22 protein-coding genes and 2 tRNA genes are annotated in these 24,622 nt (G+C 39.3%); 16 read left to right on the top strand and 8 right to left on the bottom strand.

Annotated elements, in window-relative coordinates:
• Positions 1-136 precede the first annotated feature (136 nt).
• Positions 137-601 carry a YbhB/YbcL family Raf kinase inhibitor-like protein gene (locus OXIME_RS04675; RefSeq protein WP_393970695.1) on the top strand — a complete coding sequence of 155 codons (465 nt, stop codon included), beginning with the start codon at positions 137-139 and terminating at the stop codon, positions 599-601.
• Positions 602-616: 15 nt separating this feature from the next.
• On the opposite strand, the gene OXIME_RS04670 is transcribed toward OXIME_RS04675, so the two are convergent.
• On the bottom strand, positions 617-1,171 hold the full coding sequence (locus OXIME_RS04670) for a hypothetical protein (RefSeq protein ID WP_393970694.1): 555 nt from the start codon (positions 1,169-1,171) through the stop codon (positions 617-619).
• A gap of 103 nt (positions 1,172-1,274) precedes the next feature.
• On the opposite strand from OXIME_RS04670, the gene OXIME_RS04665 reads away from it, so the two are divergent.
• Entirely contained in the window at positions 1,275-2,228 is a 954-nt protein-coding gene (locus OXIME_RS04665) for a diacylglycerol/polyprenol kinase family protein (protein ID WP_393970693.1), read from the top strand.
• Here the strand turns inward: OXIME_RS04665 and OXIME_RS04660 are convergent.
• Positions 2,225-3,160: a GNAT family N-acetyltransferase gene (locus tag OXIME_RS04660; protein ID WP_393970692.1), complete on the bottom strand. Its 936-nt coding sequence runs from the start codon at positions 3,158-3,160 to the stop codon at positions 2,225-2,227. The genes OXIME_RS04665 and OXIME_RS04660 overlap by 4 nt on opposite strands.
• Positions 3,161-3,274: 114 nt before the next feature.
• Here OXIME_RS04660 and OXIME_RS04655 point away from each other — a divergent pair, with 114 nt between their 5' ends.
• Together OXIME_RS04655 and OXIME_RS04650 are read left to right on the top strand one after the other, a co-directional pair.
• Positions 3,275-4,615 carry an NADP-dependent malic enzyme gene (locus OXIME_RS04655; protein WP_393970691.1) on the top strand — a complete coding sequence of 447 codons (1,341 nt, stop codon included), beginning with the start codon at positions 3,275-3,277 and terminating at the stop codon, positions 4,613-4,615.
• A complete protein-coding gene (locus OXIME_RS04650; RefSeq protein WP_393970690.1) occupies positions 4,616-5,101 on the top strand; it encodes a GNAT family N-acetyltransferase in 486 nt (161 codons plus the stop codon). It begins immediately after the preceding gene.
• Positions 5,102-5,146: 45 nt separating this feature from the next.
• On the opposite strand, the gene OXIME_RS04645 is transcribed toward OXIME_RS04650, so the two are convergent.
• Positions 5,147-5,218 (bottom strand) — tRNA-Arg (locus OXIME_RS04645).
• Positions 5,219-5,707, bottom strand: coding sequence for an adenosine-specific kinase (locus OXIME_RS04640; protein ID WP_393970689.1), 489 nt, complete (start codon positions 5,705-5,707; stop codon positions 5,219-5,221).
• Positions 5,708-5,903: 196 nt separating this feature from the next.
• On the opposite strand from OXIME_RS04640, the gene OXIME_RS04635 reads away from it, so the two are divergent.
• Positions 5,904-7,478 carry a tRNA uridine(34) 5-carboxymethylaminomethyl modification radical SAM/GNAT enzyme Elp3 gene (locus OXIME_RS04635; protein ID WP_393970688.1) on the top strand — a complete coding sequence of 525 codons (1,575 nt, stop codon included), beginning with the start codon at positions 5,904-5,906 and terminating at the stop codon, positions 7,476-7,478.
• Between the two features lie 3 nt (positions 7,479-7,481).
• Here the strand turns inward: OXIME_RS04635 and OXIME_RS04630 are convergent, their stop codons facing one another.
• Positions 7,482-8,474, bottom strand: coding sequence for a sodium:calcium antiporter (locus tag OXIME_RS04630; RefSeq protein WP_393970687.1), 993 nt, complete (start codon positions 8,472-8,474; stop codon positions 7,482-7,484).
• A gap of 536 nt (positions 8,475-9,010) precedes the next feature.
• Here OXIME_RS04630 and OXIME_RS04625 point away from each other — a divergent pair.
• Genes OXIME_RS04625 through OXIME_RS04610 form a run of 4 tightly spaced genes read left to right on the top strand, consistent with a single transcriptional unit; the run spans position 9,011 to position 13,513 of the window.
• Positions 9,011-9,100, top strand: coding sequence for a potassium-transporting ATPase subunit F (locus OXIME_RS04625; protein ID WP_393970686.1), 90 nt, complete (start codon positions 9,011-9,013; stop codon positions 9,098-9,100).
• A gap of 5 nt (positions 9,101-9,105) precedes the next feature.
• Positions 9,106-10,878 (top strand): potassium-transporting ATPase subunit KdpA, encoded by a 1,773-nt coding sequence (kdpA, locus tag OXIME_RS04620; protein ID WP_393972250.1) that lies wholly within the window; start codon positions 9,106-9,108, stop codon positions 10,876-10,878.
• Positions 10,875-12,863: a potassium-transporting ATPase subunit KdpB gene (gene kdpB / locus OXIME_RS04615; protein WP_393970685.1), complete on the top strand. Its 1,989-nt coding sequence runs from the start codon at positions 10,875-10,877 to the stop codon at positions 12,861-12,863. Before kdpA ends, kdpB begins: the two co-directional genes overlap by 4 nt.
• Positions 12,857-13,513 carry a potassium-transporting ATPase subunit C gene (locus OXIME_RS04610; RefSeq protein WP_393970684.1) on the top strand — a complete coding sequence of 219 codons (657 nt, stop codon included), beginning with the start codon at positions 12,857-12,859 and terminating at the stop codon, positions 13,511-13,513. The genes kdpB and OXIME_RS04610 overlap by 7 nt, the downstream gene beginning before the upstream one ends.
• Here the strand turns inward: OXIME_RS04610 and OXIME_RS04605 are convergent.
• Positions 13,499-14,314 carry a universal stress protein gene (locus OXIME_RS04605; RefSeq protein WP_393970683.1) on the bottom strand — a complete coding sequence of 272 codons (816 nt, stop codon included), beginning with the start codon at positions 14,312-14,314 and terminating at the stop codon, positions 13,499-13,501. The two genes, OXIME_RS04610 and OXIME_RS04605, sit on opposite strands and share 15 nt — an antisense overlap.
• 202 nt (positions 14,315-14,516) lie before the next feature.
• Positions 14,517-14,957, bottom strand: coding sequence for a hypothetical protein (locus tag OXIME_RS04600; RefSeq protein ID WP_393970682.1), 441 nt, complete (start codon positions 14,955-14,957; stop codon positions 14,517-14,519).
• 819 nt (positions 14,958-15,776) lie between these two features.
• On the opposite strand from OXIME_RS04600, the gene OXIME_RS04595 reads away from it, so the two are divergent.
• The 7 genes from OXIME_RS04595 to OXIME_RS04565 all read left to right on the top strand — a co-directional run bounded on the left by OXIME_RS04595 (position 15,777) and on the right by OXIME_RS04565 (position 21,892).
• Positions 15,777-16,271, top strand: a complete 495-nt coding sequence (locus OXIME_RS04595) for a hypothetical protein (protein WP_393970681.1) — start codon at positions 15,777-15,779, stop codon at positions 16,269-16,271.
• Positions 16,272-16,360: 89 nt separating this feature from the next.
• Positions 16,361-17,260: a dihydroorotate dehydrogenase gene (locus tag OXIME_RS04590; protein ID WP_393970680.1), complete on the top strand. Its 900-nt coding sequence runs from the start codon at positions 16,361-16,363 to the stop codon at positions 17,258-17,260.
• Entirely contained in the window at positions 17,260-18,003 is a 744-nt protein-coding gene (locus OXIME_RS04585; RefSeq protein ID WP_393972249.1) for a dihydroorotate dehydrogenase electron transfer subunit, read from the top strand. Before OXIME_RS04590 ends, OXIME_RS04585 begins: the two co-directional genes overlap by 1 nt.
• A 75-nt stretch (positions 18,004-18,078) precedes the next feature.
• Positions 18,079-20,691, top strand: a complete 2,613-nt coding sequence (locus tag OXIME_RS04580; RefSeq protein WP_393970679.1) for a tetratricopeptide repeat protein — start codon at positions 18,079-18,081, stop codon at positions 20,689-20,691.
• Positions 20,666-20,914 (top strand): hypothetical protein, encoded by a 249-nt coding sequence (locus tag OXIME_RS04575; RefSeq protein WP_393970678.1) that lies wholly within the window; start codon positions 20,666-20,668, stop codon positions 20,912-20,914. Before OXIME_RS04580 ends, OXIME_RS04575 begins: the two co-directional genes overlap by 26 nt.
• 207 nt (positions 20,915-21,121) lie before the next feature.
• A tRNA-Arg gene (locus OXIME_RS04570) sits at positions 21,122-21,195 on the top strand.
• 391 nt (positions 21,196-21,586) lie between these two features.
• The gene (locus OXIME_RS04565) at positions 21,587-21,892 is read left to right on the top strand and encodes a hypothetical protein (RefSeq protein ID WP_393970677.1); all 306 of its coding nucleotides are present in this window, start codon (positions 21,587-21,589) and stop codon (positions 21,890-21,892) included.
• Between the two features lie 917 nt (positions 21,893-22,809).
• On the opposite strand, the gene OXIME_RS04560 is transcribed toward OXIME_RS04565, so the two are convergent.
• Positions 22,810-24,402, bottom strand: coding sequence for a fatty acid--CoA ligase (locus OXIME_RS04560; RefSeq protein WP_393970676.1), 1,593 nt, complete (start codon positions 24,400-24,402; stop codon positions 22,810-22,812).
• Positions 24,403-24,622: the final 220 nt, after the last annotated feature.

Here is a 24,622-nt window from a genome sequence, read left to right as displayed (position 1 = left end):
TATATAAATTTATTTTCCTTAGGCTTTCTGCATGAAAACTCCACGATAAGGTAAAAGAAGACTAATTGTGAAAGGTAAATTCCCCATCTTATAGGTTAAAAGTCAAATATTATATGTCTCTGATCAATTTACATACATGAGTTTCCATATACAGATTGAGGGATTGAAATATGGGGATGATATGCCCAGAGAATTCACTTGTGAAGGAAACGATACGTCTCCTGCAATAAAATGGTCTGACCCACCAGCATCCACAAAGTCATATATTCTTATTTTCGAAGACCCTGACGCCCCCAGAGGGGTTTTTGTCCACTGGGTTGCATACAATATTAAACATACTGTTACTGAACTTCCTCGCAACGTGAATAAGGTTGAGAAACCGGAACTTGGGTTCACACAGGGGAAGAATGATTTTGGTAAAGTTGGCTATGGGGGGCCATGCCCACCAGGAAAAAGTAAACATCACTACATTTTAACCTTATACGCAACCCTTCAGACCGAAGAACTTCCACCCCTTCTAACAAAAAAAGACCTTGAAAAAATAATTAAGGATAAAACAGTGAAACAGGCATCTACCATGTTATTGTATGGGAAATCTTAAATCCAAATAAAATTCTTAGAATACCGAAAGCTTCTCGTTGAACCAGTATCTTTCTTCAAGAGTGCACAGAAGAACTTCATTCCTTCCAGGAGATGCTGATCTTATATTGTTCAGTATGGATTCGTTTCTGTTTTCCCAGGTTGCTTCCTCAAGATCATAAAAAATGGTCGCCCTGAGTCTGTGCTTTGCTTTGTACATGGTATCGGTGAGATCAGAATTTACAGTTTCAGGGCTGTTCCAGTATCCTTCAAGAAAAGATCTTATTGACGTATCGATCATTTCAAGCACATTTCTCTTGATCTGAAAATCAATCCTGTCACTATTTTTCTTCATATACTCGGCTTCAGTTAAAGAGTACTTTGAATTATCAACCCCAACAAATTTCAACTTCTGTTTAATTTCAGGTTCATCTAATATTCCCTGCACCGTCGGGCTTATATCTCCATTCCCGGTTCCAATTGTACATAGAATCCTTTCCGGTTTATATGAAGAAATATATTCCACTACGTCCTTTTCTGTGTAGCCCTTAATCTGTTTGATGTTATCTGGGTCAAGCGCTATTATTATCATATGCTCATCTCAAATGCCTTATTAGATCATAAACTTAGCCACTGTCATTGAATGTAACATGAGAGGGTGAAGGCTTAATTTATATCCCATATATATTGGCACAATGGATCAGAACCAGATCATTGTCATTGCATCTTATTCTGTTGTTTCGGCAACCGCCATCCTTATATCCATAATGAAATGGGGCAGGTTTTATATCTCAGCCATAATAATTGGATCACCATTTCTGGCATTTTCCATCTATATCTGGCAAAGCCCTATTGTCATCCCACTTTTTGTATTCGTATTAATCGCTTCATCTCTCCTCTACAACAGGTTGTTCTATCTGGCGTTTGCAGGAATAATAACCTTATTTTTCGTTAATCTTGCAGGGATGGTTTTCCCTGTTTCATGGAACGGGTTTGATTTTATCATATCAATTTCCATAATCGTTAGTTTCTTCTTCAATGAAAGGCTGAGGAATATTAACCGAAACAATGAAAACGCAAAGGGTGGAAGCAGAAAGAACGAGATAGTCAGGGATATTGTCCAGACGGGAGGAGGTGTGGTTATGTTGATTATCTTTTTTTATTTTGGAAAAGCTACGGCGCAAATCCTCATAACGTTCATAGCACTGGACCTATTTGCATTAGGCAATTACCTGGGTATCAACAAAAACAACATACTTGCCAGAACCCTCTGGTTCTTTGAAAGGAGAGGCACAGGTCTGGGGATTGGCGCAATATGGTTTGCAACAGGTGTGCTTTTGGCATTTGCACTTGTTAACAGCTTTGCAACCCTGAGTGAAATATTCTTTGTTCTGACAATCGGTGATTCACTTGCTACAATAGCGGGAAGTTCTATAAAGTCTCCAAAACTCCCCTATAACCGCAGAAAATCAATTGCAGGTTTTACAGCAATATTCCTCAGCTCTGCAATTTTTGGATTTATTGTCATGGGGGTTACGGGAATAGCAATAGCATTCATCGGTTCCATTGCGGAATCTATCTCAAAGTATCCATTTGACGATAATCTGGTAATACCACTGATCATGGCAGCGGGTTCATACCTTATTTAGAAAATCTTCTTGACATAGGAGATTTCCTTCTGATTCTGGTTTTTCACAAAACCAAGGTCCTCATATACGCTCATGGCAGGATTTCCAACAGTTGCCCATAATGAGAGTTCTTCATATTTCATATCTCTCAGGATGTTGATGGATCTGGAAAGCATCTCGGTAGCAAGGCCGTTTCTCCTGTATTCCCTTTTCACAAATATGTCAACAACAAGTGGAACCTTTTTCCTTGATAGGGGAAAACCGTCGGTGATGATGCAGGATCCGGCTAACTGATCCTTATGGCGAATAAGTATACTGGGCCTATTCAGTATTTCTCCATACATCCCGCTGAATATCTTACGAGTAAAGTTGCTTCCTTTATCTTTGTCAAGTTCGTGGAAGAGAATAAAATCCGGTGTATCCCGGTATGCCTCGTACTCTTCTTTTAAAAATTCCTCAATGTTAAATTCAGACAAATCCACAGCCATGAACTCAATGGGGAATTTCTCGTCGAGGTTAGTTGCGTCACGGAGTTTCAGAGTCATCCCGTATCTTTCTATCCTATCATATTTTCTCCCAATGAGGAAGTTCTCGCTTTCCTTTCCTCCGTTGAAAACATCATTTATAACCACAATTCTTTTCCTGTTTCTGGCTAAATTTTCTATCCAGGTCACAAGATTTTCAATTCTCTCTTTTTTTGAGAATTCTTCAGAGATGAAACCAATATACGCATAAAGCCTATCCTTGAAATCGGGATTTTCCAGCAGATAGGCATAAGCTGCAACATTGTTTCCCTGAAGAACAATTCTCGAAGGTATGCGATTTTCATTGAGATTGTTAATGATGTAACTATAAGAACCTCTTATTGGAATGTCAGGATAAATAGTTTCTAGATGGCTTATGTAGTTTTCAAGTATGGGATTCCAATCAACTTTAACATTTGTAAGTTCCATGCTTCCATGATTAAATTATGCCTTAAAGATTTTCATAAAAAAATCGATCATTGCTTTATATTTCAGGCGCAACACATTAATACGGCTCGGGAGATACACACTAAGCTGATAAAAATGGTACTGGAAACTGATCAGGAAAGGACGGAACACTTCAACAGAATGTCTTTGAAGTTTTCCGAATTCTACAAAGGCAAGACCATGGTAATACCCAAGGTACCAATAAATAATCTTGGATCTTTTTCATACTGGTATACCCCAGGAATTGCCGCCGTATCAACACACATATCAAAGGATATTGAGAGTTCATTTGAACTGACCGGAAGATGGAATTCAGTTGCTATACTCACTGACGGGACAAGGGTACTGGGGCTGGGAAACGTTGGACCTGAAGCGGCCATGGCCGTAATGGAAGGAAAAGCGCTGATCTTCAACTATCTTGGGGGTGTCAATGCTGTTCCAATTCCAATAAGAACCAAAACAAAGGAGGAATTCATAACAGTTGCCAGGGCACTTGAACCCTCTTTTGGCGGATATAACCTGGAAGATATAGAATCGCCAAAATGCTTTTTTATTCTTGAGCAGCTGCAGAAGGATCTTTCCATACCGGCATGGCACGACGACCAACTTGGTACGGCTTCAATCATTCTCGCAGGACTCATCAATGCTCTCAGGGTTGTAGGAAAGAAAATCGAAGATTCTAGGATTGTTTTATTTGGTTCAGGTGCAGCTAATATTGCAGCAGCACATCTTCTTATGGCTGCTGGTTTCAAAGCTTCAAATTTGATCATTGCTGATAGCAAGGGTATACTGCATCCTGAAAGAGAGGACATGGATACTCTCATGCTCAACAACCCATGGAAATATAAACTGGCCATGTTAACCAACGGAGAGAGAAGAGAAGGCCCCTCAGAAGAGTCATTCCAGGGGGCTGATGTCATAATTTCTGCTGCGCGTCCAGGACCAGACACAATAAAACCGGAATGGATAAAAAACATGAACAGTGACCCCATTATATTCGCACTGGCAAATCCTGTGCCGGAGATCTGGCCAAACGTTGCAAAGGAAGCAGGGGCAAGGGTAATCGCAACTGGAAGGGGGGACTTCCCCAACCAGATCAATAACAGCTTGATCTTTCCCGGAGTATTCAGGGGGGTGCTGGATGCCAGATCACGTGGTGTAAATTTTAAAATAATGGTGAAAGCTTCTTATGAAATAGCCAATTTTGTAAAAGATCCGTCAGAAGACAGAATAGTTCCCACCATGGAAAATTGGGAACTATATCCGCAGGTGGCATCAGCAGTAGCAAGGGCTACTGTTGACGAAGGTCTTGCCAGGAGAAATAACTCTACTGAAGGATTTTATAAAATAGCAAGAGAGATTATTGAAGAGAACAGGAAAGCATACAGGAAGCTTGTTGACGGAGATATAATAAAAAAATTGCCGGAGATGGATTAAATGGAAGATAAAGTCGAACTAGGAAAACTGGAGGAAAAGGATGTTGAAAAGGTGCTGGATCTGGTTATGAGGCTGAAAAAGCTCAACCAGGAGTTTGATTCAACATTTGAGGTAAACGAGGAATCCAGGGAAGATGCGTTAAAGTTGCTAAAAGGGATAGCAAAAGACAGTGAGTGTTATTTTGCGCAGGTTGCCCGATCAAGGGGAAAGATAGCAGGAATTATAGTGGCCGAATTCAGAAATAGAGTGTTTTATACACCTACCATAGAGGCAAGGATACTGGAAATTTACATAATGCCGGAATTCAGGAGAAGCTCTGTGGGACAGACACTGGTGGATTCTCTTTATGCAGAATGCAGGAAGAGAAATATTGAACTGGTTACTGCTGAATTTCCCTCTTTAAATATTATAGCTTTGAATTTTTATAAAAAGATGGGATACAGAGAGATCGTAAGCGTATATGGAAAACAGATCAGGAAACAGTAGGGGCGATAACAGCCCCTCTGCAGCATACCTGATCACTGTACATCACGGACTCGCCGGGATTTGAACCCGGATTATAGGCTCCGGAGGCCTATGTGATATCCCTTACACCACGAGTCCTCAGCTTTTATAGCCTATCTTTCGCAATAGTTCCCTTCTATTTATTTTGTCCTTTTCCGCTTCCACCCCAAGAGGTGAAAAACCGTCAATAACACCCATCACCCCATTGCCGTTTTCAGATTTCGCCAGTATCACCTTAATGGGGTTGGCAGTTGCAGCAAAAACAGTACCCACCTCCTGGCACAATTTGATCTGATTCAGGATGCTTATTGGGTATGCGTCTTTGATAATTATGATGAAAGTATGCCCAGATGCAATCCTTTTCAGGTTTTCAACTGCATCTTCCACCAGTTTGTTGTCATTTCCTTCATACCTGATCAATCTTTCACCTGATGCCTCAGAGAAGGCAATTCCATAACGGCAATTGCCGATGGTAGTACTTACGATCTCCATCAGGTCCTCCACGGTCTTTATAAAATGTGAATAGCCCAGTATTATATTGGATCCTGAAGGTACTGTCAAATCTACGGTTTCAAATATGGTTTCCATGGAAACAGATAAATTAAGGCCATATAATCTCTTCCAACCATACCTCTTCCTGAGGTTGGGAAAATGGAGAAATTGATTATATTCAAACATCAAAATTTCAAATTTTTTGGTTTGAAGCATGTTGCAATCCCTGTGCTTCAGTTTAAGAATTAACAGGCCCTCATATTTCTTTTAAATTTATTGAAACCTTTTAAACGTGATTGGCATTAAAGGATCGGTCATGGATTTTTACGAAGAGATTGTTCAAAAAATCAATTCCGGTGCCATAGGAAACAAAAAAGAGTTGCAGAATGAAAAGATAAAGCTGGCCAGGAAGGCAGGTCTGGATTATATCCCAGGTGATGTTGAGATACTGAATTCCGGGCATCATATAGACAGTGAATATCACAATCTTCTTAGGATCAAGACAACAAGAACTGTCTCTGGAGTTGCAGTGGTGGCTGCAATGACATCACCTGAACGCTGCCCTCATGGAAAATGCATATACTGTCCAGGCGGAGTGGACAATAACTCTCCCCAGGCCTATACAGGCCATGAACCAGCGGCTCTAAGAGGAAGGAACAACAACTATGATCCTTACAACGAGGTATTTAGCAGACTCAAGCAGATTGATCTCATAGGACACGACACATCAAAGGTTGATCTCATTATAATGGGTGGAACTTTTACTGCCCGCACTCTGGAGTACCAGGAATGGTTTATCAAAGGGTGCCTTGATGCAATGAACAGGTCCATATCCGCCGACCTTCAGGAGGCAATAAAGGTAAATGAAACTGCAGAGAGAAGGTGCATAGGCCTTACAGTTGAAACAAAACCGGACTGGTTTTTAGAGAAAGAGATTGATGCAGCTCTGTCTTACGGAACAACCAAGGTGGAACTTGGAGTACAGAACATCTCCGAAGAAATACTCAGGAAGAACATGAGGGGCCATGGTATTGCCGAGATAGTCAAATCTACGCAGCTTTCAAGAGACGCCGGACTGAAAATAGTATACCACCTTATGCCGGGAATGCCCGGATCAACATTCCATCAGGATCTTGAGAGTTTTAGGACAATGATAAATGATCAGGCGTACAAGCCTGATATGCTGAAGATCTATCCAACACTTGTTGTTAAGGGAACTACAATATACAGGATGTGGAAAAATGGAGACTACGTTCCCATGGACACCGATACAGCAGTAGATCTCATTGTTGAAATGATGAAGATCATGCCACCATGGATAAGGATACAGAGAATGCAGAGAGATATACCTGTTAAATTCATAGAGGCAGGAGTTAAAAGAAGCGATATCAGGAACATGGTGGAAGAGAGGATCAGGGATGAAAAAATTCAGACCGGAGAGATAAGGATAAGGGAGATAGCAAACGATTCTTTCGGAAAATCTCAATTCTCACTGATAAGAAGGGATTATGATGCTTCCGGTGGAAAAGAGATATTTCTATCATACGAGGATTCAAACGGCAAGATAATTGGTTTTGCCAGACTCAGGATACCGTCAGAAAATGCACACAGAAAAGAGATGGCATCCTCCTCTGTAATCAGGGAGATAAAAGTTTTCGGCAATGTTGTGCCAATAGGATCACACAATGATCAGAAATGGCAACACAGGGGTCTGGGAACAAGCCTTATAGCTGAGGCAGAAAGAATATCCCGGGATGAATTCGGCATGGACAGGATACTAGTAATCAGTGGAATAGGTGTAAGGGAGTATTTCAGGATGAGAGGCTATTTTCTGCTTGGTCCATACATGGCAAGAAATCTTCTGTAGGTTTCAGATGTGCAGCATAAGGGTTGCATAGGCAAATACGGCAAAAAAAGCAAGTCCAGCGGCAAGCGAATAGGCGGGCATTTTTCCCCTGATTATAAAAGGTATGTACATGACTGAAACAAATACGGTTGCAACAACGCTGAAATAGGCCGCAAAATCCACTTTCCATGGTATGAGTAGCAATACAAGCCCGGGGAATATGGTTGTAAATATGACTTTTTCACCCACAAGTGATGCCAGAGCTGTAGTATCCTTCCCTCTGTAGGCCCAAAATGACGCAGTGAGAGTTTCTGGAATTATTGTTGCAACCGGAACCAGGAGGATGGAGAGGGACATTGGTGATATGGATGTCAGCAGAGATATATCTCTTATTGAGGAGACAAGGAAGACTGATCCATAATAGAGAACCACAGAGGCAATAGAGATTTCCAGTATTGCAGCCTTCCATGCCTTTATTAAAGACGATAAGATGGGTCTGCTTTTTTCAATAACTTCTTTAGATTTTCTGTTTCTTGAGCTGATTATAAAATATATAAAGTAAAAGGCTATCAGGCCAATTCCAGTAAAATACTGCACATCCCTTGTAAAGAAAAAGACAGGTATGACAAGAACGGGGAAAATTGCAGCATTAAAGATGTATGGAATGATCAGATTCTTCTGGAGTAATACTGTTGTTGTTTTCCTTCTTTTTTTAAAGAAAGCCAGGACTACCGCCGTAAGGACAGCACTGTAGCCAACTGTTGAGGCCATAAATGGCTCTCCAAATATGGTTCCAATTCCAATCTGATCTCCAGCTGTGTTCCCGACTGCGAATATTGCAACAAGGATCACAACAAGCTCAGGAAAGGATGTGAAGATGGGGGATGCTATGCTACCTGTGAAAGTCTCAGACCAGCCCAGGTGCGTTTCTATGTATTCAAGCCCGTCCACAAACAGATACGATGCGAATATGACTATTGAAATGCTCAGCAGGAGAATCAGGTACGGACTGATCACCGTTGCTTATGATCACTTAGGTATAGTTTTTTGCTTGAATATTACTCAGTTTAGTCTTTACACATATTAACACGAAACCAACCCATCTTCCCAAGTGGATGTTAGAAGGCTAAGCAAGGTAGTGAAAAACTTCTTTCCAAGCAAATTTGAGACTTTAACAAGCCTGGACGAGAAACCTGGGGATGCTTTGCCTCATATAGTTGGGAAAAAAGACATTTTCAACTTAAAATTGGTAAGGCCGAATTTTACAAAAAATTTTTCTTCTGATATTTTGCTTCCGTTCTAATCCTTATGATAAAAATGTAAAATTGGAGGAATTTATTTCGTTTTTGCGGATCATCTTCTCCAATGCCAATTATGCTATGCCTATGACGCATATTTCAAAACTCTCATTTACAATATACCAGGCTTAATTATTTAAAAGAGTCTCAGAATACAAATAAATAGCACTTCCAGGAAGATGTATATGTTTCCGAAAGCATAAGATAGGAATGAGAAATTTATATATGCCTGAAAAAGATTAAACTTGGACCAATTTGGCAATAGGATACGTAGTTCTGGGAATCATTACACTTATTGTTACTGTGTACCTTATCTACACAATAGTGGGAGCTGAAAAGTTTTGAGTCTAGTGGTCTATGCCACCACTTCAGGTAACACATATTTCTGGAGTGGATTTTTCGCCTCCAATAGGGAGCTTTCCGGGTTTTTCATAATACTTATCTATATTGCCCTTATCTCGGTTTTTGCCTATCTCATCTCAACCTATATTTCCAAGCTATACCGGGATGAGAGAACCTGGTTGACACCAGTATCCGGGCGAATTGTGTCATTTTTTGAGAAGCTGTTTGGTGATGAAGCAAAAAAGCAGATGAAGTTCAGGGAATATTTCACTGTCCTTGTAGTTTTTAATCTTTTTGCAGGCATTATTGTATTTATTGCAATTTTTTTTCAGAATTTTCTTCCATATTCTATGGCCAATAACCATTTCAATCTTAGTCTGACTTTCAACACAGTTGTAAGTTTTCTCACAAATACTAATCTTCAGCACTATTCAAACCCATCAGATTTAAGCTACTTCAGCGTGACATTTGGAATCACCGGTTTGATGTTCCTGTCAGCCGGTACTGGTTTTGCGGCCTCAATGGCATTTGTAAGGGGCATACTTACTGACAAGGGAACAATCGGAAATTTCTTTCATGATTTCCTGGTGTCAATATTTTATCTCATTCTCCCCCTGACACTTATTGTAAGCCTTCTCCTCATACTGGACGGGGTTCCACAGACAATACAGTCTTACCTTTCAGTGCATAATCTCATAGCTCCAGGTTTTCAGTACGTGCAGCTTGGACCGGTAGGGACATTTGAGGCAATCAAGAATATTGGAACAAATGGTGGGGGATTCTATGGGGCAAATGCAGCATATCCATTTGAGAACCCAAACTGGTTTTCCAATCTCCTTGAGGTCATATCATTTACCATTATACCTCTTGGTGCTATTTTTGCACTGGGAAAAGCACTGAAGGAACCAAGGTTTGGAAGAATGCTTTTCACGGTCATAATGGCTATTTTCATGTTCTCGGCATTTTTGGTATTTTTCAGCGAATATATAGGAATTCCTTCTATGTCCAACCTAGGTCTGATATATACGGGAAATTTGCTGGGCAAGGAAAGTTATCTTGGTATAGCACAGTCATCAATTTTTTCAACCGGTGCAACTATAACATCAACAGGTGCGGCCAATGGTGCTCTCCTCAATTATACCCCCTCCGGGCTTCTTGGAGTCATGATTCCGCTTCTTCTCAACGATCCTCTTGGAGGAGTTGGAACTGGAGTTCTAAACATATTCATGTACGTAATATTCACCGTTTTCATAGCCTCACTCATTGTGGGAAAATTGCCGGAACTTATGAGCCTCAGAATAGGTTCAAAAGAGATCAAGTATTCAACCCTCAGCCTCATTACTCATCCTCTGTTGGTGATGATTCCCCTTGGTGTAACTCTGTTACTTCCACACTTTCTTGAAACATTCATAAACAGCAAGTCGTCAGATCTCACATCCCTGCTTTACGAGTTTGGTACTTCAGCCGCAAACAATGGATCAGAAATTGGAGGTTTCTTTACAAACCAGTCTTATTTCAACTATCTTGATGGGGTCATAATGATCCTGGGAAGATTTCTTCTTATTGGATTCCAGCTTGTTATTGGGCAGTCATTTGCCAATAAATCACCAAAGATAGAATTCGGAAGGACCATTGATCCGGGATCCTATACGTTCGCATTCCTTCTGCTTGTCATAATGGTTCTCCTGGGCTTGCTTTCATTCTTCCCGGCGCTTGTTCTAGGTCCTGTATTATCATTTGCCAAGGATTTTAATCTGTTCATAGGGGTGTTCATCAGATGAAGAAATATCTGGAAATACTGGTACTTACGCTTAAGAATTTCAGCCCTGATCGCGAGGTAAAAAATCCAGTTATGTTTCTCACAGAGATTTCCACAGTGGTTGCATTTTTTATAACCATATTTCCATCTGCATTCAATCTTCCTTCGTCCCCAGATTACATGCAGTTTTACATTTCAGTTGTCGTTCTCCTCTTCCTCACCGTATTCTTCTCTAATTTATCATGGGCAATATCAGAAGGGAAAAGCCAGTCAATAGCATCCTCCCTTCAGAAATTTAAGAAGGAGACTGTTGCACACCTGAAGAAAGGAGAGACACTGCAGGACGTAAAATCCTCGGAACTGAGGAAGGATGACATTGTTGTTGTAAACAAGAATGAAACAATACCCATGGACGGAGAGATAATAGAGGGTTCAGGATATGTCAACGAAGCAAACATTACGGGTGAATCCAGGCCTTCTCTGAAAGTTCTGGGTGACAGTGTAACCGCAACTACCACACTTGTCACTGATCATATAGTTATACGTATCACTTCAAATCCAGGGGAAACCTTCATTGACAAGATGATAGAAATAGTCAGTTCCGCCAAGCGTGAGAAGACTCCAAATGAAATTGCACTGACAACCTTCCTTTCAGGTATAACACTGGTGTTTGTTATAGTTGCCGCCCTGATATTCTCAATGGGATATTTCTTCCTGTCTCCAATTGATATTATGATAATTATCGTCCTTCTTATAGCCCTGATACCAACCACAATAGGCGGACTGCTTCCTGCTATTGGAGTTGCGGCCATAAATAAAGTCTCTGAATTCAATATAATTGCTAAAAGTGGGAGAGCTGTTGAGAATGCGGGTGATATCGACACAATAATACTTGACAAAACCGGAACTGTAACTATGGGTGAAAGGGAGGCCACAAAATTCTATCCAAATACCGGAATCAGTTACGAGAAATTCCAGGAAATGTGTCTGTTGTCATCGCTTCAGGATCAGACCAAGGAGGGGATGTCAATTGTCAAGCTGGCAAAGAGAGAAAATCCAAAACTTCCTGAAAAACTTGAGGGGTACAGATTTGAGCCTTTCTCAGCAGAAACAAGATACTCAGGCATATTCAAAGGAGACGATTATGTGGTCAAAGGTGCACTGAAGACACTCAAGAGCAAGTATAATCTTCAGGACACTTTCATAGAGGCACTGTGCAAAGAGATATCATCCAGAGGTGGGACTGCATTGCCTGTAGTTAGCAATGGCAAATTTGCAGGTGTTATTGAACTCAATGATATTCTTAAACCTGGAATCAAGGAGAGACTGAGCAGCCTGAAGTCAATGAACATCAAAACCATAATGTGTACAGGTGATGATGAGGTTACTGCAGCATACATAGCAGGGGAAAGCGGAATTGATGAATATATATCCAACAGCACGCCAATTGACAAGTATGAAGTGGTCATAAGGGAGAAGGAAAAACAGAGGATGGTTGCCATGGTGGGTGATGGAACAAACGACGCACCGGCCCTTTCGAAAGCTGACGTTGGTCTGGCTATGAACAATGGTACTCAGCCCGCAAAAGAAGCTGCAAACATGATAGACCTCGACAGCGATCCCACCAAACTGATGGATGTAATCTTCATAGGAAAGCAGATACTTATCACCAGGGGCGCGCTGACAACTTTCAGTATTGCAAATGATATTTCAAAATACTTCGTCATAATACCTGCTATGTTTTTCTTTATGCCTCAGCTTGCATTCATAAATATACTGGATCTGCAGAATCCAATAGTTGCAATAACAGCAGCCCTCATATTCAACACAATCGTAATTCCTTTCCTTATTCCTTTGGCTCTCAGAGGGGTAAGATTCAGGCCGTCTTCCCTTAACAGCCTCCTCAAGAGGAATCTTCTGATTTTTGGATTTGGAGGAGTGGTGCTTCCCTTTATTGCTATAAAGATTATTTACATTATATTGAGTGCAGGAGGCGTGAGATGGTAAAAAAAGACCACAAATACAGATTTATTTGGAAAAGCGCAGTATTTGTTTTGCTATTTTTATTCCTCCTTGGATTTGTCTTTCCCACAGTTACAGCAGTGATAACAGATAAGGCTCTCCCCTGGCAGTCTGATGGAGAGCCGGTTGAAATCAATGGAACAGTTTACGATTCAGCTATGCTTGCCAGAGCTTTCAATAACTCTTTTTTCTTCCAACCAAGGCCATCCGCAATAGACTACAATCTATCGGAATCTGGAAGTACCAGTTACTCTCTTGGAAATCCTGCCCTCTTGAATCAGACTGAAGCATTGATTCAACAGTTTCTCAAAGAGAATCCAACAATAAATGTATCGCAGATTCCCTATGCCATGGTATCATATTCTGGTTCAGGTCTGGACCCGGACATTCCACTCCAGGGTGCAATAATACAGATTCCAAGGATAGCAGTCAGCATTCACGAGCTTGCCTTAAAAGGCAATGTAGACATTTCAAATCAGTCCGTTTCAGCATTTCTGAACCATACCATAAACTCAGACAAATTTCAGAATTTCCCAATCTTTGGAAGCTATGAAGTGAGTGTTGTAAGCCTCAATTTTGCCATAATAAATTATATGATTGGAAATGGAGTTATATCCTCATCATTTCTTAACTAGAATCTGATCGCATACACTATCTTTTATGATTGATTTTATATTGGAGTTAAGGCGTAGGTTGTTACCCTTCTTGGTCACACCAAGGACCACTGCGTCGGGTGATATTTTTGATGATACACGTTTAACCTCTTCGCTTATTGAAGTAGCAGAACCGCTTTTCATGATCTCTATTTCATCACCGTAAATCTGGGAGATCTGACCCATATTATCAAAAAGTACATTGAATCCGTGAGTGACTTTTCTATCATATTTTCTCAGGTCGACAAAGACAAGTTTTGAATTGGTAGCCTTCTTAAGTCGTAAACTAAAAGAAACAGCAGTTCGGGTATTGACCTGCTCAGATAGGGGAACCATGATCTTCCTGTAGGGGAAATTGGAGTTCTTGATACTCATAATTGCGCTGGGAATCTTAGAGTTTTTCAGAATGTAATCTCCTATACCACCAAACACCGATGCTGATAGGGGTGATCTCTTGTGAACCGCAACAAGCATTGCGTCATAATTATGGGAGTTGGCTTCCGCTACAATTCCATCCTTAATTGTTCTATAAGTCTTGACACGAGGGATAACCTTTATATTGCGTTCTTTTCCCTCTTCATAGGCGTCAGTTACTAAACGTACCTTATCGCTCCATGTAAGCTCCCTGCTTTCATCCTTTATAGTCAGAGCGATAATTTCCGAATTATAAATTTTCGAAAGACTAAATGCAATATCGAGAACCCTTCTTGATCTTTCTCCTTTTGCCATAGGGACTAGAAGCCGATCCATATGAAACGTATAGGTTCTGGAGGTCTCAAACATATTTAAATAACCAAAACTTAAATATAAGGATTTCTATTGATTTGTAATTTTTTTCTGTTCACTCCACTTAGTGGAATTTCTCAAATTGTTAGTGCAGAAGAGGTTTTAATGTTCACCAAAAAGTAACATCTTTCAACTCTGGAATGTCACTTCTTCTCAATTGATCCATTCATGAATCAAAAATAGTAGAAGTTTACTATTACTAATTTATATCAAACTTTTCCCCCATTACCTTCTTCAGCACAGATTTATATTTACTCAGTGTAACTTCATCAAGTTTTGCATTACTTTCAAAGCTGTTATGCATAAGCCTGTATTCAAGAGTTTTATCACTGGTATCTATCAGGAGTTTTGGAGAATTTCCAGATTTAGCCAAAATCAGAGACACCTTCTTTATGCTGTTGTATGGATAGACATGGAATAAATCTGGATCGTTTTCCATATCGCTGTCAAGCGACTTCTCCATATCCATTCCTCTCATCTCAGCCTCCTCGATGATCTTTTTCTGGTCTTTTCTGTTTCCTGAAATGAGTTCATAGTCTCTTTGCTTATTTTTCCCGTCATAAGCCAATGGATCAGTATTTATGTAATTCCTGAGTTCCTTTGACAGTTCTTTCTTTTTTACAACTTCGCATTCAACCATATAAGTTTTCATGAATACCAGATGACAGACTTTAGTTCAATTTTCATATGTCAATGCGTTGTCCACGGATCCCATTATTTCTTGCATATTTTAACATTAATCCACCTTATTTATATTTTGCTTAGACAAAATTTATCGGGAATTTTCTTCTGAAAGATGTGGGGATAAAGGTGAAATCTTTATGTTTAGTTGCGTCCATAAAGTCTAATGGCTGAGTGTGGTAGGCAAAGAACCTTGAGATAGAAGGACATTAGATCCTGTTATTTTCACCTCCGCAACCGTTTATACAGGAAGACTCTTTATTGAGGTATAGGAGGTCACACTTCCAAACCATAACTCCAGGTCATTAGGTCCATTAACCAATTTAAAAGACTCCTCTGGAAGTTATCATCTCCCTGATGCTTAAACTTCGTGGCTTTAGCAATAAAGCTTTGATCCAGATCCCTTTGGTTGCTGGATTACATTTCAAGCCTGACCTGTTTTGCATGTCTTTTACGGCAGGTCACCAACCCTTCTGCGGTGGACTTATTCACTCATGCCTGGAAACTCGTATTTTCTGAAACAATTTCATATTTAGAATTATTTTCAACAACATAAGTCATGGGATAAGTATGATATGATAACCTTGTTATAAGCAAAGTTAACAATATGAAAAAGCCTCCGGTATTGTCTTTTAGTTTTTCCTCTGTAATACGAATCATGAAGAATAAGGTAGATATGTTTCTCTGAAAAACGTGCAAAAATACGGGTATTTTCATATGTCCGTTTTCTAAATCACCCAAAGAAAACTGTTTAATACTGTACTCAATTGCACATCCATTGGAAATAAACACGGTATCTATATCATCAAGAAGGATAGAAGGCTATTCCAATGTTAAAGAGCTTCTCAAAGATGACTCAGATGAACTCTTCATTGTAGATTTCGATGCCATTAAAGAAGGAAAATATAATTTCAAGCTTTATACTGAATTTGCAAAGTTCTTCCAGATAACTGTTATGAATTTTCCCAGGAGACAGGGTGATCTTATAGATTCAATGATTTCAGGATGCGAAAACGTTGTTCTGGGTGGGCACATTCAGGATAGAGATATTTCATCCTTTATTGAGATAACAGAGAATCTGGTGATGTTCGACATAGACAAGTTTGCTATTTTCTCAAGTCTGGGGGGAAGCATGTTCCTGACCAGGCGAAATATCATGTACCCTTACAAAAAAATATACACATATGGTATAGGTCTAGGACTACCCCGCGAAATAATACTCAGGAACTTTCCTGAGGACAAATTTATGGAAAGTTTGGATTTTCAAGGATAGTAAAAGAGGGGAAATTAACTTACCAATGTCCAAATCTTTCCGGCAAAGGTTTAGATATGTACCGTAAATTATCCCAACAGGTTCATTCAATGTTAGATATTTCTGTGAATATAAAAGGGTTGAAACTCGAGAACCCGTTCATTCTGGCATCGGGCATACTTGATGAAAACGGGTATACTATGAAAAGCATTCTGGATCAGGGTGCCGGTGCTGTTGTAACTAAATCAATAGGACTGGAAGATCGCACAGGATACAGACCCCCAATTGTAGTGGAGGTTAGTGGAGGTCTACTTAATGCTGTTGGGCTTTCAAACCCTGGAATAGAAAATTTTGGAGAAGAGGTTAAAATTGCGTTAAAGGCTGGAAAACCCCTTATAGGTTCAATATTCGGATCAAACACTGAGGAATTTCTGCACCTTGCAAAAAAGATGGAATCTTACGGGGTAATGGCTGTTGAACTTAACCTATCCTGCCCTCATGTAAAGGGATTCGGTTCCGAAGTTGGAAGTGATCCAGATCTTGTTGAGGATATTGTGAAAGAACTGAAGGAAAAAATAAAAATACCTGTATTTGCCAAATTGAGTCCCAATGTAACGGATATATTGGAGATAGCAAAGGCAGCTGACAGGGCTGATGCACTTGTTCTCATAAATACGGTAAGGGGCATGTCAGTGGACATATATGCCAGGAAACCAATACTCACAAATAGATACGGCGGACTTTCAGGAAGATCCATAAAACCAGTTGGTGTCAGATATGTCTATGAGGTCAAGAAAGAGACTGGAAAGACAGTGATAGGGGTAGGGGGGATTTCAGACTATACAGATGCTGTGGAGTATATCATGGCAGGATCCTCGGCTGTTCAGATAGGGACTGCACTCTATACTGAAGGAAAGGAAATATTCAAGAGAATCAGTGAAGATCTAAAAAATTTTATGAAAGCTGAAAAATTTGAAACAGTTGAAGAGATGGTAGGTGCAGCACTGTGATGATCAGGTCTAGGATAACCAGGGTTGAGAGGCAGACACCAACCGTAGTAACGCTGTTTTTCCAATGGGAAAAGACTGTACTCCCTGGTCAGTTTATAATGGTGTGGGCACCAGGTGTTGGGGAAGTGCCAATGTCTCTTTCACACATTCAAGGTGAAAAGGGAATCACTATCAAGAGCTATGGTCCTACGACAGAAGCCATAATAAAGAATAAAGAGGGTGAGTACCTATTTTTCAGGGGTCCATACGGAAAGCCCTTTACCCAAACACAGGGTAAAAGGCTGATTATAGGTGGTGGTTCAGGAATGGCCGCACTGAGGCCGTTGATCCATAAGGAATCCTATGGGATTATCTCTGCCAGAAATAAAAGCGAAATACTTTTCTCATCACTTTTCAGTCCTGGGAAAGCCACAATAATGACAGACGATGGCACTGCAGGGAAAAAGGGATTTCCGGTGGATGCACTGAAAGAGATGGATCTCTACCCATTTGACATGATCTATGTATGCGGTCCGGAAGTTATGCTTAACTCTGTTTTTCAATATATTAAGAATATGGGTTTAAAGGCAGAGTTTTCCCTGGAGAGGATGATGAAGTGTGGAATAGGTGTATGTGACTCATGCTCAATTTCCGGTTTCCAACTTTGCAAGGATGGGCCGGTTTTCCAACTCAATATCATGAAGAATATGGAAGAGTTTGGCGTTTGGAAATTGACGGAATCAGGTAAAAGAGTAAAGATTTGAATTTGATCGAAAACTATCCATGCATACCCATTGTACAAAAACACTTATCTATTGTATACGATATTAGGCTTGCTAATGGAAAAAGTTCTTACTCTGGTCAATTCACTTAAATATGTTAGATCTTCGCTAGTTAATGATCCCAATAAAGGGGAATGTTTCATTCTATATGGTACGGAAGGATCAGGTAGGAACGTTTTGCTGAATATGATCAGCGAAGCAGGAAAAGCAGAAGGATTTGAAGTATACCGGGCAAGGACATATTCGCAGAATGAAATAATAAAATATCAATCGTTCAATGAGATAATCAACCAGATAGAGAAGATATCTAAAAGAAGGGCAATGAATGAAATTATTGATTTTTTTTACAGTCTTTTCGACAACACAAATGAAAGAAAAATTCTCATAATTGTGGACGGAATCGAAAACATGAACGAATCTTCCAAAAATCTGTTTCTATATCTCTCTAGGATGACAAGAAGGTCAAATTTCAAACTTATAGGTTCATTCGAGATGAATATTGAAAGGATAGGAACCAGCTCACAGCGTTTCCTTGATGTTATAGTTTCTGAGGATTATCTCAAGATAATAGCACTGCAGAAGGTTGGAATAGAAGATTTTAATTTTGTTCTCAAGCACTGGAAATTCAAACTTCCTGAAAGTTTTATTCTTGAACTTTATCGTCTTGTAAATGGGAATATCCAGTTTCTTACATACGTACTTGCCTATTACGAGGAGGAGGGAATCATCAACAGCAATAAGGAACTTGAAGAGGCCACATACCGTTTTTTCCCCATTCCTCCAAGAATAGAGATGTACTACACACGATTTCTTCATTCTCTTAGCGATAATGAACTGCAGCTTACCCTTATTCTAGCCATAATTGGGGGAGAGGTAACGCCTCGCTTTCTGGCTAATATGTTATCCATGAAGGAGGATTCAGTAGAGAAATACATGAAGAAGGCTGAAAAGGCCGGAATTGTTTTTAGGAGTGACCACAACTTCAGTATCAGCTCAAAAAATACAAGTGACTTCATAATCGAAAACGTGCCAAAGTTGAGAGGAAAAAATCTATCGCCAAAGATAAGTGAAACTAATCAGTTCCTAGAACTTCCTATTCTGACAAGGTTGCGTATTCTTTTTTTCATGAGGGATTATTCCAAAATAGCATCAATCCTTGAGAAAACATGGAAGGATATAGTCGCAGAGTCTAATTCACAGGATTACCTCCTGGAATTTCTCAAGGAGATCCAGGGGCGTTTCGATGATAATTTGAATATGATTATTGATCGGCTTATATTTCAATCTTACTTTATTTCCGGGAAATATGACGAAGCAATTAAGAGTTATAATAACTTAAAATTAAAAGAGGGGGATATAGAACCAAGAATATTTATTTCAAACATTTACTCAAGACTGGGGCGAGATGACGAATCACTGTTGATTGCGGACACCCTCCTCAAGGAGAAATCTCTCTCTGAGAAAGACAAATCCAGAATTTTAATATCAAAAGCCGAAACATTTTACAGAACGAAAAAGCATAATGAGGCTGATCAGGCAGCAAAAGAGGCCCTGAAAATAGCCACAGAACAGAAGGACGAGGGATTAATGGCAATGGCATACAATATTATGGGGAATCTTGCCATAGAAAAATTCCATCTTGATGAAGCTCTCTCATTTTACAATAAATCAATGGAGATAAACAAAAGACTTAGGAAATGGGATCAGATTTCTAGAAACCTCAACAATATTGCAATACTGAAAAGTTTTAAAGGGGAATTCAAAGACGCAATAGAAATATTCAAGGAACTTATAGAGGATTCGTATCTAACTGGAAATATAACAACCCGGGCATATGCAATGTACAATATAACTGAGATATATCACATGATAGGGGATAACGATCTATGTCAGAGTCACATACCACAGGCTATAAAACTTGTCTCCATCTCCAATGATAAAAATCTTGCATATCTGTTTAACAGATTTTTAAGCATTTTTTACATGGAAAATCTTGATTACGCAAAATCAAAAGCCGCTATTCAAGAGGCAATATCAATAGCTGAGTTTACGAAAATACCAGATCGTATTGCGCTTGGCAGGGCAATCCTTAAGGTTATAGATTCGATTTTCACTCAGACCAGGGATCACGATACAGATAAACTTTTGACTGCAGATTATGAAATTAATGATGAGTTCCTTCCAATTTTCTATTCAATTTCGTCCATATATTTTCTTATAAACGGTGAAATTGATAATTACCAGATATCACTGCAAAAAGGTACAGAAATATCAGACCTTGTGGGGGATTTCTATGGTTCCAGGCTGGTTGAAATAGCCAGGGTTCTGGGGCTCTATCTTAAAAGAGAATTCAAAGAGCTGGAAAGTTTCCTTAAGACCATTCCCCCGCCAAATACTCCCGTATTACTTTACAACAATGTAATAATTAGTATCCAGGAATGCCTGAATTATATTAATACTGGAGAGAGACTGAAAATAAATGATAAAATTTCAGAATTCAGGCCAGAGGGTGGTCTCAGTACACTCATCGTCCAGTCAATCTACCTCATGGCTGATTATCTCAAAAATAACAACAGGGATAAATTCCAACTTGCCATAAATATTATAAGGGAAGCGGGATTGACAACCAAATTAGGAATTAACGATGGAAACTCAAAAGGCAAAAAATAGGTCTGTGGAGGAGAACTGCATATTTAATGACCATGGGAGATGCAGATTCAACGAAAGTTATGAAACATCCTGCAGCCTATGCTTTAATTTCTGCACCACCATAAAGTTCTCAGAAAGCCTTCCCGCCAGATCTATTTACACCATTTTTGATTATCTGAAAGCAAACGGAAATTATGGATTAAAATTCAATAATGATAATTCCACACAGGGTACTCTTTTCTAATGGTTTTAGTTAATATCATTTTGGTTGAAGAGATGAATTTTAAGTTAAGCCTTTCGTGGAAACTGAATTTGGACTTCATTAGGAAAATCTAGAGAGAAGATGTCAGGTATGATGGTTAGATATTTTGACAGATCATGAAACCAAAAGTCGAACTGTAAATTAACCAACACACTATAATGGTAAATAAAAGACACGCATTACAGTAATGGGCTTGTGAGGTAGCTAGGATATCCTGTTGGCCTTCGAAGCCGAACACCTGGGTTCGAATCCCAGCAAGCCCGCTGAAAGTTTTGTTTAAAGTGAACAACTGCGGAAACTCCTAAACTGTCTATCAGTAATGATTTGGAACTGGATCAAGGGAAGATGGAAATTCCTTCACAGAGGTAATTCCTTTGGTCGCGTGGAAGAAAGAACTGAATTGAATCAGTTCAAATAGACTATTTCAAAGAACTGGATTTTATAAGTTTTATTTCATAACCTGCATTTTAAAGGGATGCAAAATATTTAATTATAAATGATTATTCCATTTGTACGAATAAATTCCTACAAAGCATAACTGGAGGATACTCGAAAATAAAATTCCTGCGATTCTCTCTCCTCTTCTTTGCGATTTTAGATGCGGCCGCGCATCTGTATGCTTCTCCATCCACATATCCCTATGTTACCTTCTGGTTGGAAATAGAGGTATCAGCATTTATAGTCATCTCTGTTGTATTTCTGCTTGGGCTTAGAATATGGTATCTGCCATCTATTATTTTCACACTTTTCAACCTAATCCTTTATCTGGTTTCTGGAATTGTTGCAATTCCTCCAATATCTCCAGTTGCCCTTACAGGGCATATACAATTTGCTGACTACTCTTTTGGGAGATCTTTTTCCCTGATCGCATGGCTTTACATAATAATAGTTGGTCTATTCGCCTTAAAGGTAGATAAAGGATCAAGACTCAATGATTTGCTCAAAGAAGACAAGACGTGAAAAGAAGTTACGGCTTTAGAGGGGATTTAATCAAAACAGTTTGGAACCCATTTGTATCTCCATATCCATTGATCCGAAGTATGATCAAAAATTACGGTTTAGTGAAATTCACTATTTACAGGAGAATCATAGTAAACCTTTTAAATATAGAGGGAAGGAAGTGAGATTTTAAATCTGCTATTTTGAACTTTGTGTGGCAATTGAAAGTTACATTCGCATTTTATAAAGAAGGTGATATGAATTTGATAAAGAAAAAGGAAATTAAAAATTAGAATAACCTCTTGTGGCTTTCATCATAATATTAAATAAAATTTAAAAATAAACAAGGGGTCATTATACATTCATAAACCATATCTTTAGTAGAAGAACTTTAATTTATAAAGAGTATTATCAACAACATTTTTGTTTGATAAGTTCAGCACCTGTCCAGGTGCGGCAGTATCTTTAAATCTATTATTATTGCCAGATGAATTCCGGCTTATGTTCCCTTATAATTAAAATTTAGATAAAACTCAGATCCTCCTTTATCGTTTCAGGCAGGCATCCACAAAACTTGGAATTACAGAGGGATGGCAAATTCAACGAGATTGAACTTATTAAAAAATAATTTTCAATAAACAAAAAACTGAGTCATTGAAAACGATTTAAGTTAAAAAAGGCTCATCCTACAATATTGGGGATAGAATAGTAATGGGTATTCCATTGCACCTTCATGTGCTAAAAAAAATTGATAGAAGACACATACTCAATCATCATATTGTATCTTGTCTCAAATATCGCCCTAGTTTCGGATAGCCTTAGGCTGGATGCCCATCTTAACCATAAAGAAAACTGCAGATGGCAGTGTCCCACCTGCATGGAATTATAATGTCATCAGAATAATATACATGCATGAAAATGCGAAAAGAATAAAACAATTATAGATTTTCCCTGAGAGGTTTCTTATCGATCTTTCCAGTGCTTGTCTTAACAAATTCCTTAACCACTCTATATTCATCAGGAAGCCAGAATTTGGAAACTCTCCCAGCTTCCACATAGGTATCAAGATGCTTTTTGACCTCTTCCATATTGAATTTAGGTGTGACTGTAACAAATGCTATGGGCCTTTCCCCCCATTTCTCATCCTTCTTTCCAACAACTGCAACTTCATTAACACCAGGTGCTGTGCTTATGAGATCTTCCAGAATTAATGTCGGTATGAATTCTCCTCCGGATTTTATGGCATCTCTTTCTCGGTCAACTATGGATATATACCCATATTCATCCAGAACCGCAAGATCTCCAGTGTGAAGCCATCCATTCTTCCAAAGTTTTTCTGTTCCCTCGCTATCCTTGACATATTCATCCGTAAGCCACGGGGTCTTGACAATGATCTCTCCAATTGTCTTGGAATCTCTGGGCACATCCTTTCCATCTTTTCCCACTACCCTAAGGTCAACTAAACTTATGGGAACTCCCGTCTTAATACGATAATCTGTTCTTTTCTGGTCGTCCATTTCAATTATTCTCTTTGTAAATGTTGAAAGGGTTAGTATGGGAGCAGTTTCAGACATACCGTAACCGGCGATGGTTTCAATTCCAAGGGTTCTCGCTTTTTCCGCAAGACCTCTCAGAAGTGTTCCTCCTCCAACTATTATCTTCATATGGTTATCAGCAAGAATTTTTGAGGCATCAGGATTGGTGATGAGCATATACAGTATGGAAGGAACCATTGCGCTCAGTGTAACTTTTTCCTGCTTTATGGTCTTGAGTATTGTTGGCACATCGTATCTTCCTGGAAGTACATATTTCATCCCTTTCATTATAGAGGTATAAGGCATTCCCCAGGAATGTACATGGAACATTGGGACCAATGGCATTATTACATCTTTGCTGTTAAGGCTAATGGGGGGATCGCTGAGAGTTGAGGTTGCGGCGAGAGTGTGTAGCATTATCTGTCTGTGAGAGAAGGATACGCCCTTAGGAAGGCCAGTTGTACCTGAAGTATAGAATGTGGTTGCTATGGAATTTTCATTGATCTCAGGTAACTTTATTCTTGCTTCATCGTTGACAAGAGTGTCATAATTCACCCCTGGTTCAAGAGTTTCAGGGACTTTTCCAGTCTCTGAATAAATTATCCATTTTTTGACAAAAGAAAATAATGCTTTGTTTTGCGCAACAAGCGGCACAAATTCATCCCTGATTATCACATATCTGTCATCCGCGTGCTGCATTGTGTAATATATCAGCTCGGGAGGATATCTTATATTCACAGTGTGCAGGACTGCACCAGACATGGGGACAGCATAATATGCTTCAAGGTATCGGTTTGTATCCCAGTCAAGAACTGCAACTTTATCGCCTTTCTGGACTCCCAGCTTAATTAGGGATGAAGCAAGGTTGTAGACTCTCTCATTAAACTTCTCGTATGTAATGCTCTCCTTTCCCTGATAGGATATTATCTGGTCAGGGTTGTTCCTGACTGAGGCTGTCAGTATCTTATCTATAGTGAGTTCATATCTGTGTTCCATGAAATTATATAGAACGGAAAGCCTTAAATCTTTCTAGATTCCATCGTGTAAATGAAAAGAAAAGGCACTCTTTAGGGTCATTGATATTCTTAATTAAGGGTGAAAGTTTGTGCCTAGGATTCTATACCGGAATTCCATGTGAAAACTAAAGCCATATTTTAAAGCATAAATCTCCGCAGAAAATAAAGTAAAACTGTTGAAAACTCTTTCTCAAATGCAG

This window comes from Oxyplasma meridianum (assembly GCF_038024865.1).
Lineage (GTDB): Archaea > Thermoplasmatota > Thermoplasmata > Thermoplasmatales > Thermoplasmataceae > Oxyplasma > Oxyplasma meridianum.
Note: the sequence above shows the minus strand (reverse complement) of the source record. Positions and strands in the feature narration are given on the sequence as shown.

Excerpts from the sequence above, each read along its gene's own strand:
- OXIME_RS04650 (WP_393970690.1), top strand. The coding sequence starts at position 4,616 with ATGGAAGATAAAGTCGAACTAGGAAAACTGGAGGAAAAGGATGTTGAA.
- OXIME_RS04675 (WP_393970695.1), top strand. The coding sequence starts at position 137 with ATGAGTTTCCATATACAGATTGAGGGATTGAAATATGGGGATGATATG.
- OXIME_RS04610 (WP_393970684.1), top strand. The coding sequence starts at position 12,857 with ATGGTAAAAAAAGACCACAAATACAGATTTATTTGGAAAAGCGCAGTA.
- OXIME_RS04575 (WP_393970678.1), top strand. The coding sequence starts at position 20,666 with ATGGAAACTCAAAAGGCAAAAAATAGGTCTGTGGAGGAGAACTGCATA.
- kdpB (WP_393970685.1), top strand. The coding sequence starts at position 10,875 with ATGAAGAAATATCTGGAAATACTGGTACTTACGCTTAAGAATTTCAGC.
- OXIME_RS04660 (WP_393970692.1), bottom strand. The coding sequence starts at position 3,160 with ATGGAACTTACAAATGTTAAAGTTGATTGGAATCCCATACTTGAAAAC.
- OXIME_RS04655 (WP_393970691.1), top strand. The coding sequence starts at position 3,275 with ATGGTACTGGAAACTGATCAGGAAAGGACGGAACACTTCAACAGAATG.
- OXIME_RS04600 (WP_393970682.1), bottom strand. The coding sequence starts at position 14,957 with ATGGTTGAATGCGAAGTTGTAAAAAAGAAAGAACTGTCAAAGGAACTC.
- OXIME_RS04585 (WP_393972249.1), top strand. The coding sequence starts at position 17,260 with ATGATCAGGTCTAGGATAACCAGGGTTGAGAGGCAGACACCAACCGTA.
- OXIME_RS04605 (WP_393970683.1), bottom strand. The coding sequence starts at position 14,314 with ATGTTTGAGACCTCCAGAACCTATACGTTTCATATGGATCGGCTTCTA.
- OXIME_RS04580 (WP_393970679.1), top strand. The coding sequence starts at position 18,079 with ATGGAAAAAGTTCTTACTCTGGTCAATTCACTTAAATATGTTAGATCT.
- OXIME_RS04665 (WP_393970693.1), top strand. The coding sequence starts at position 1,275 with ATGGATCAGAACCAGATCATTGTCATTGCATCTTATTCTGTTGTTTCG.
- OXIME_RS04640 (WP_393970689.1), bottom strand. The coding sequence starts at position 5,707 with ATGGAAACCATATTTGAAACCGTAGATTTGACAGTACCTTCAGGATCC.
- OXIME_RS04560 (WP_393970676.1), bottom strand. The coding sequence starts at position 24,402 with ATGGAACACAGATATGAACTCACTATAGATAAGATACTGACAGCCTCA.
- OXIME_RS04590 (WP_393970680.1), top strand. The coding sequence starts at position 16,361 with ATGTTAGATATTTCTGTGAATATAAAAGGGTTGAAACTCGAGAACCCG.
- OXIME_RS04670 (WP_393970694.1), bottom strand. The coding sequence starts at position 1,171 with ATGATAATAATAGCGCTTGACCCAGATAACATCAAACAGATTAAGGGC.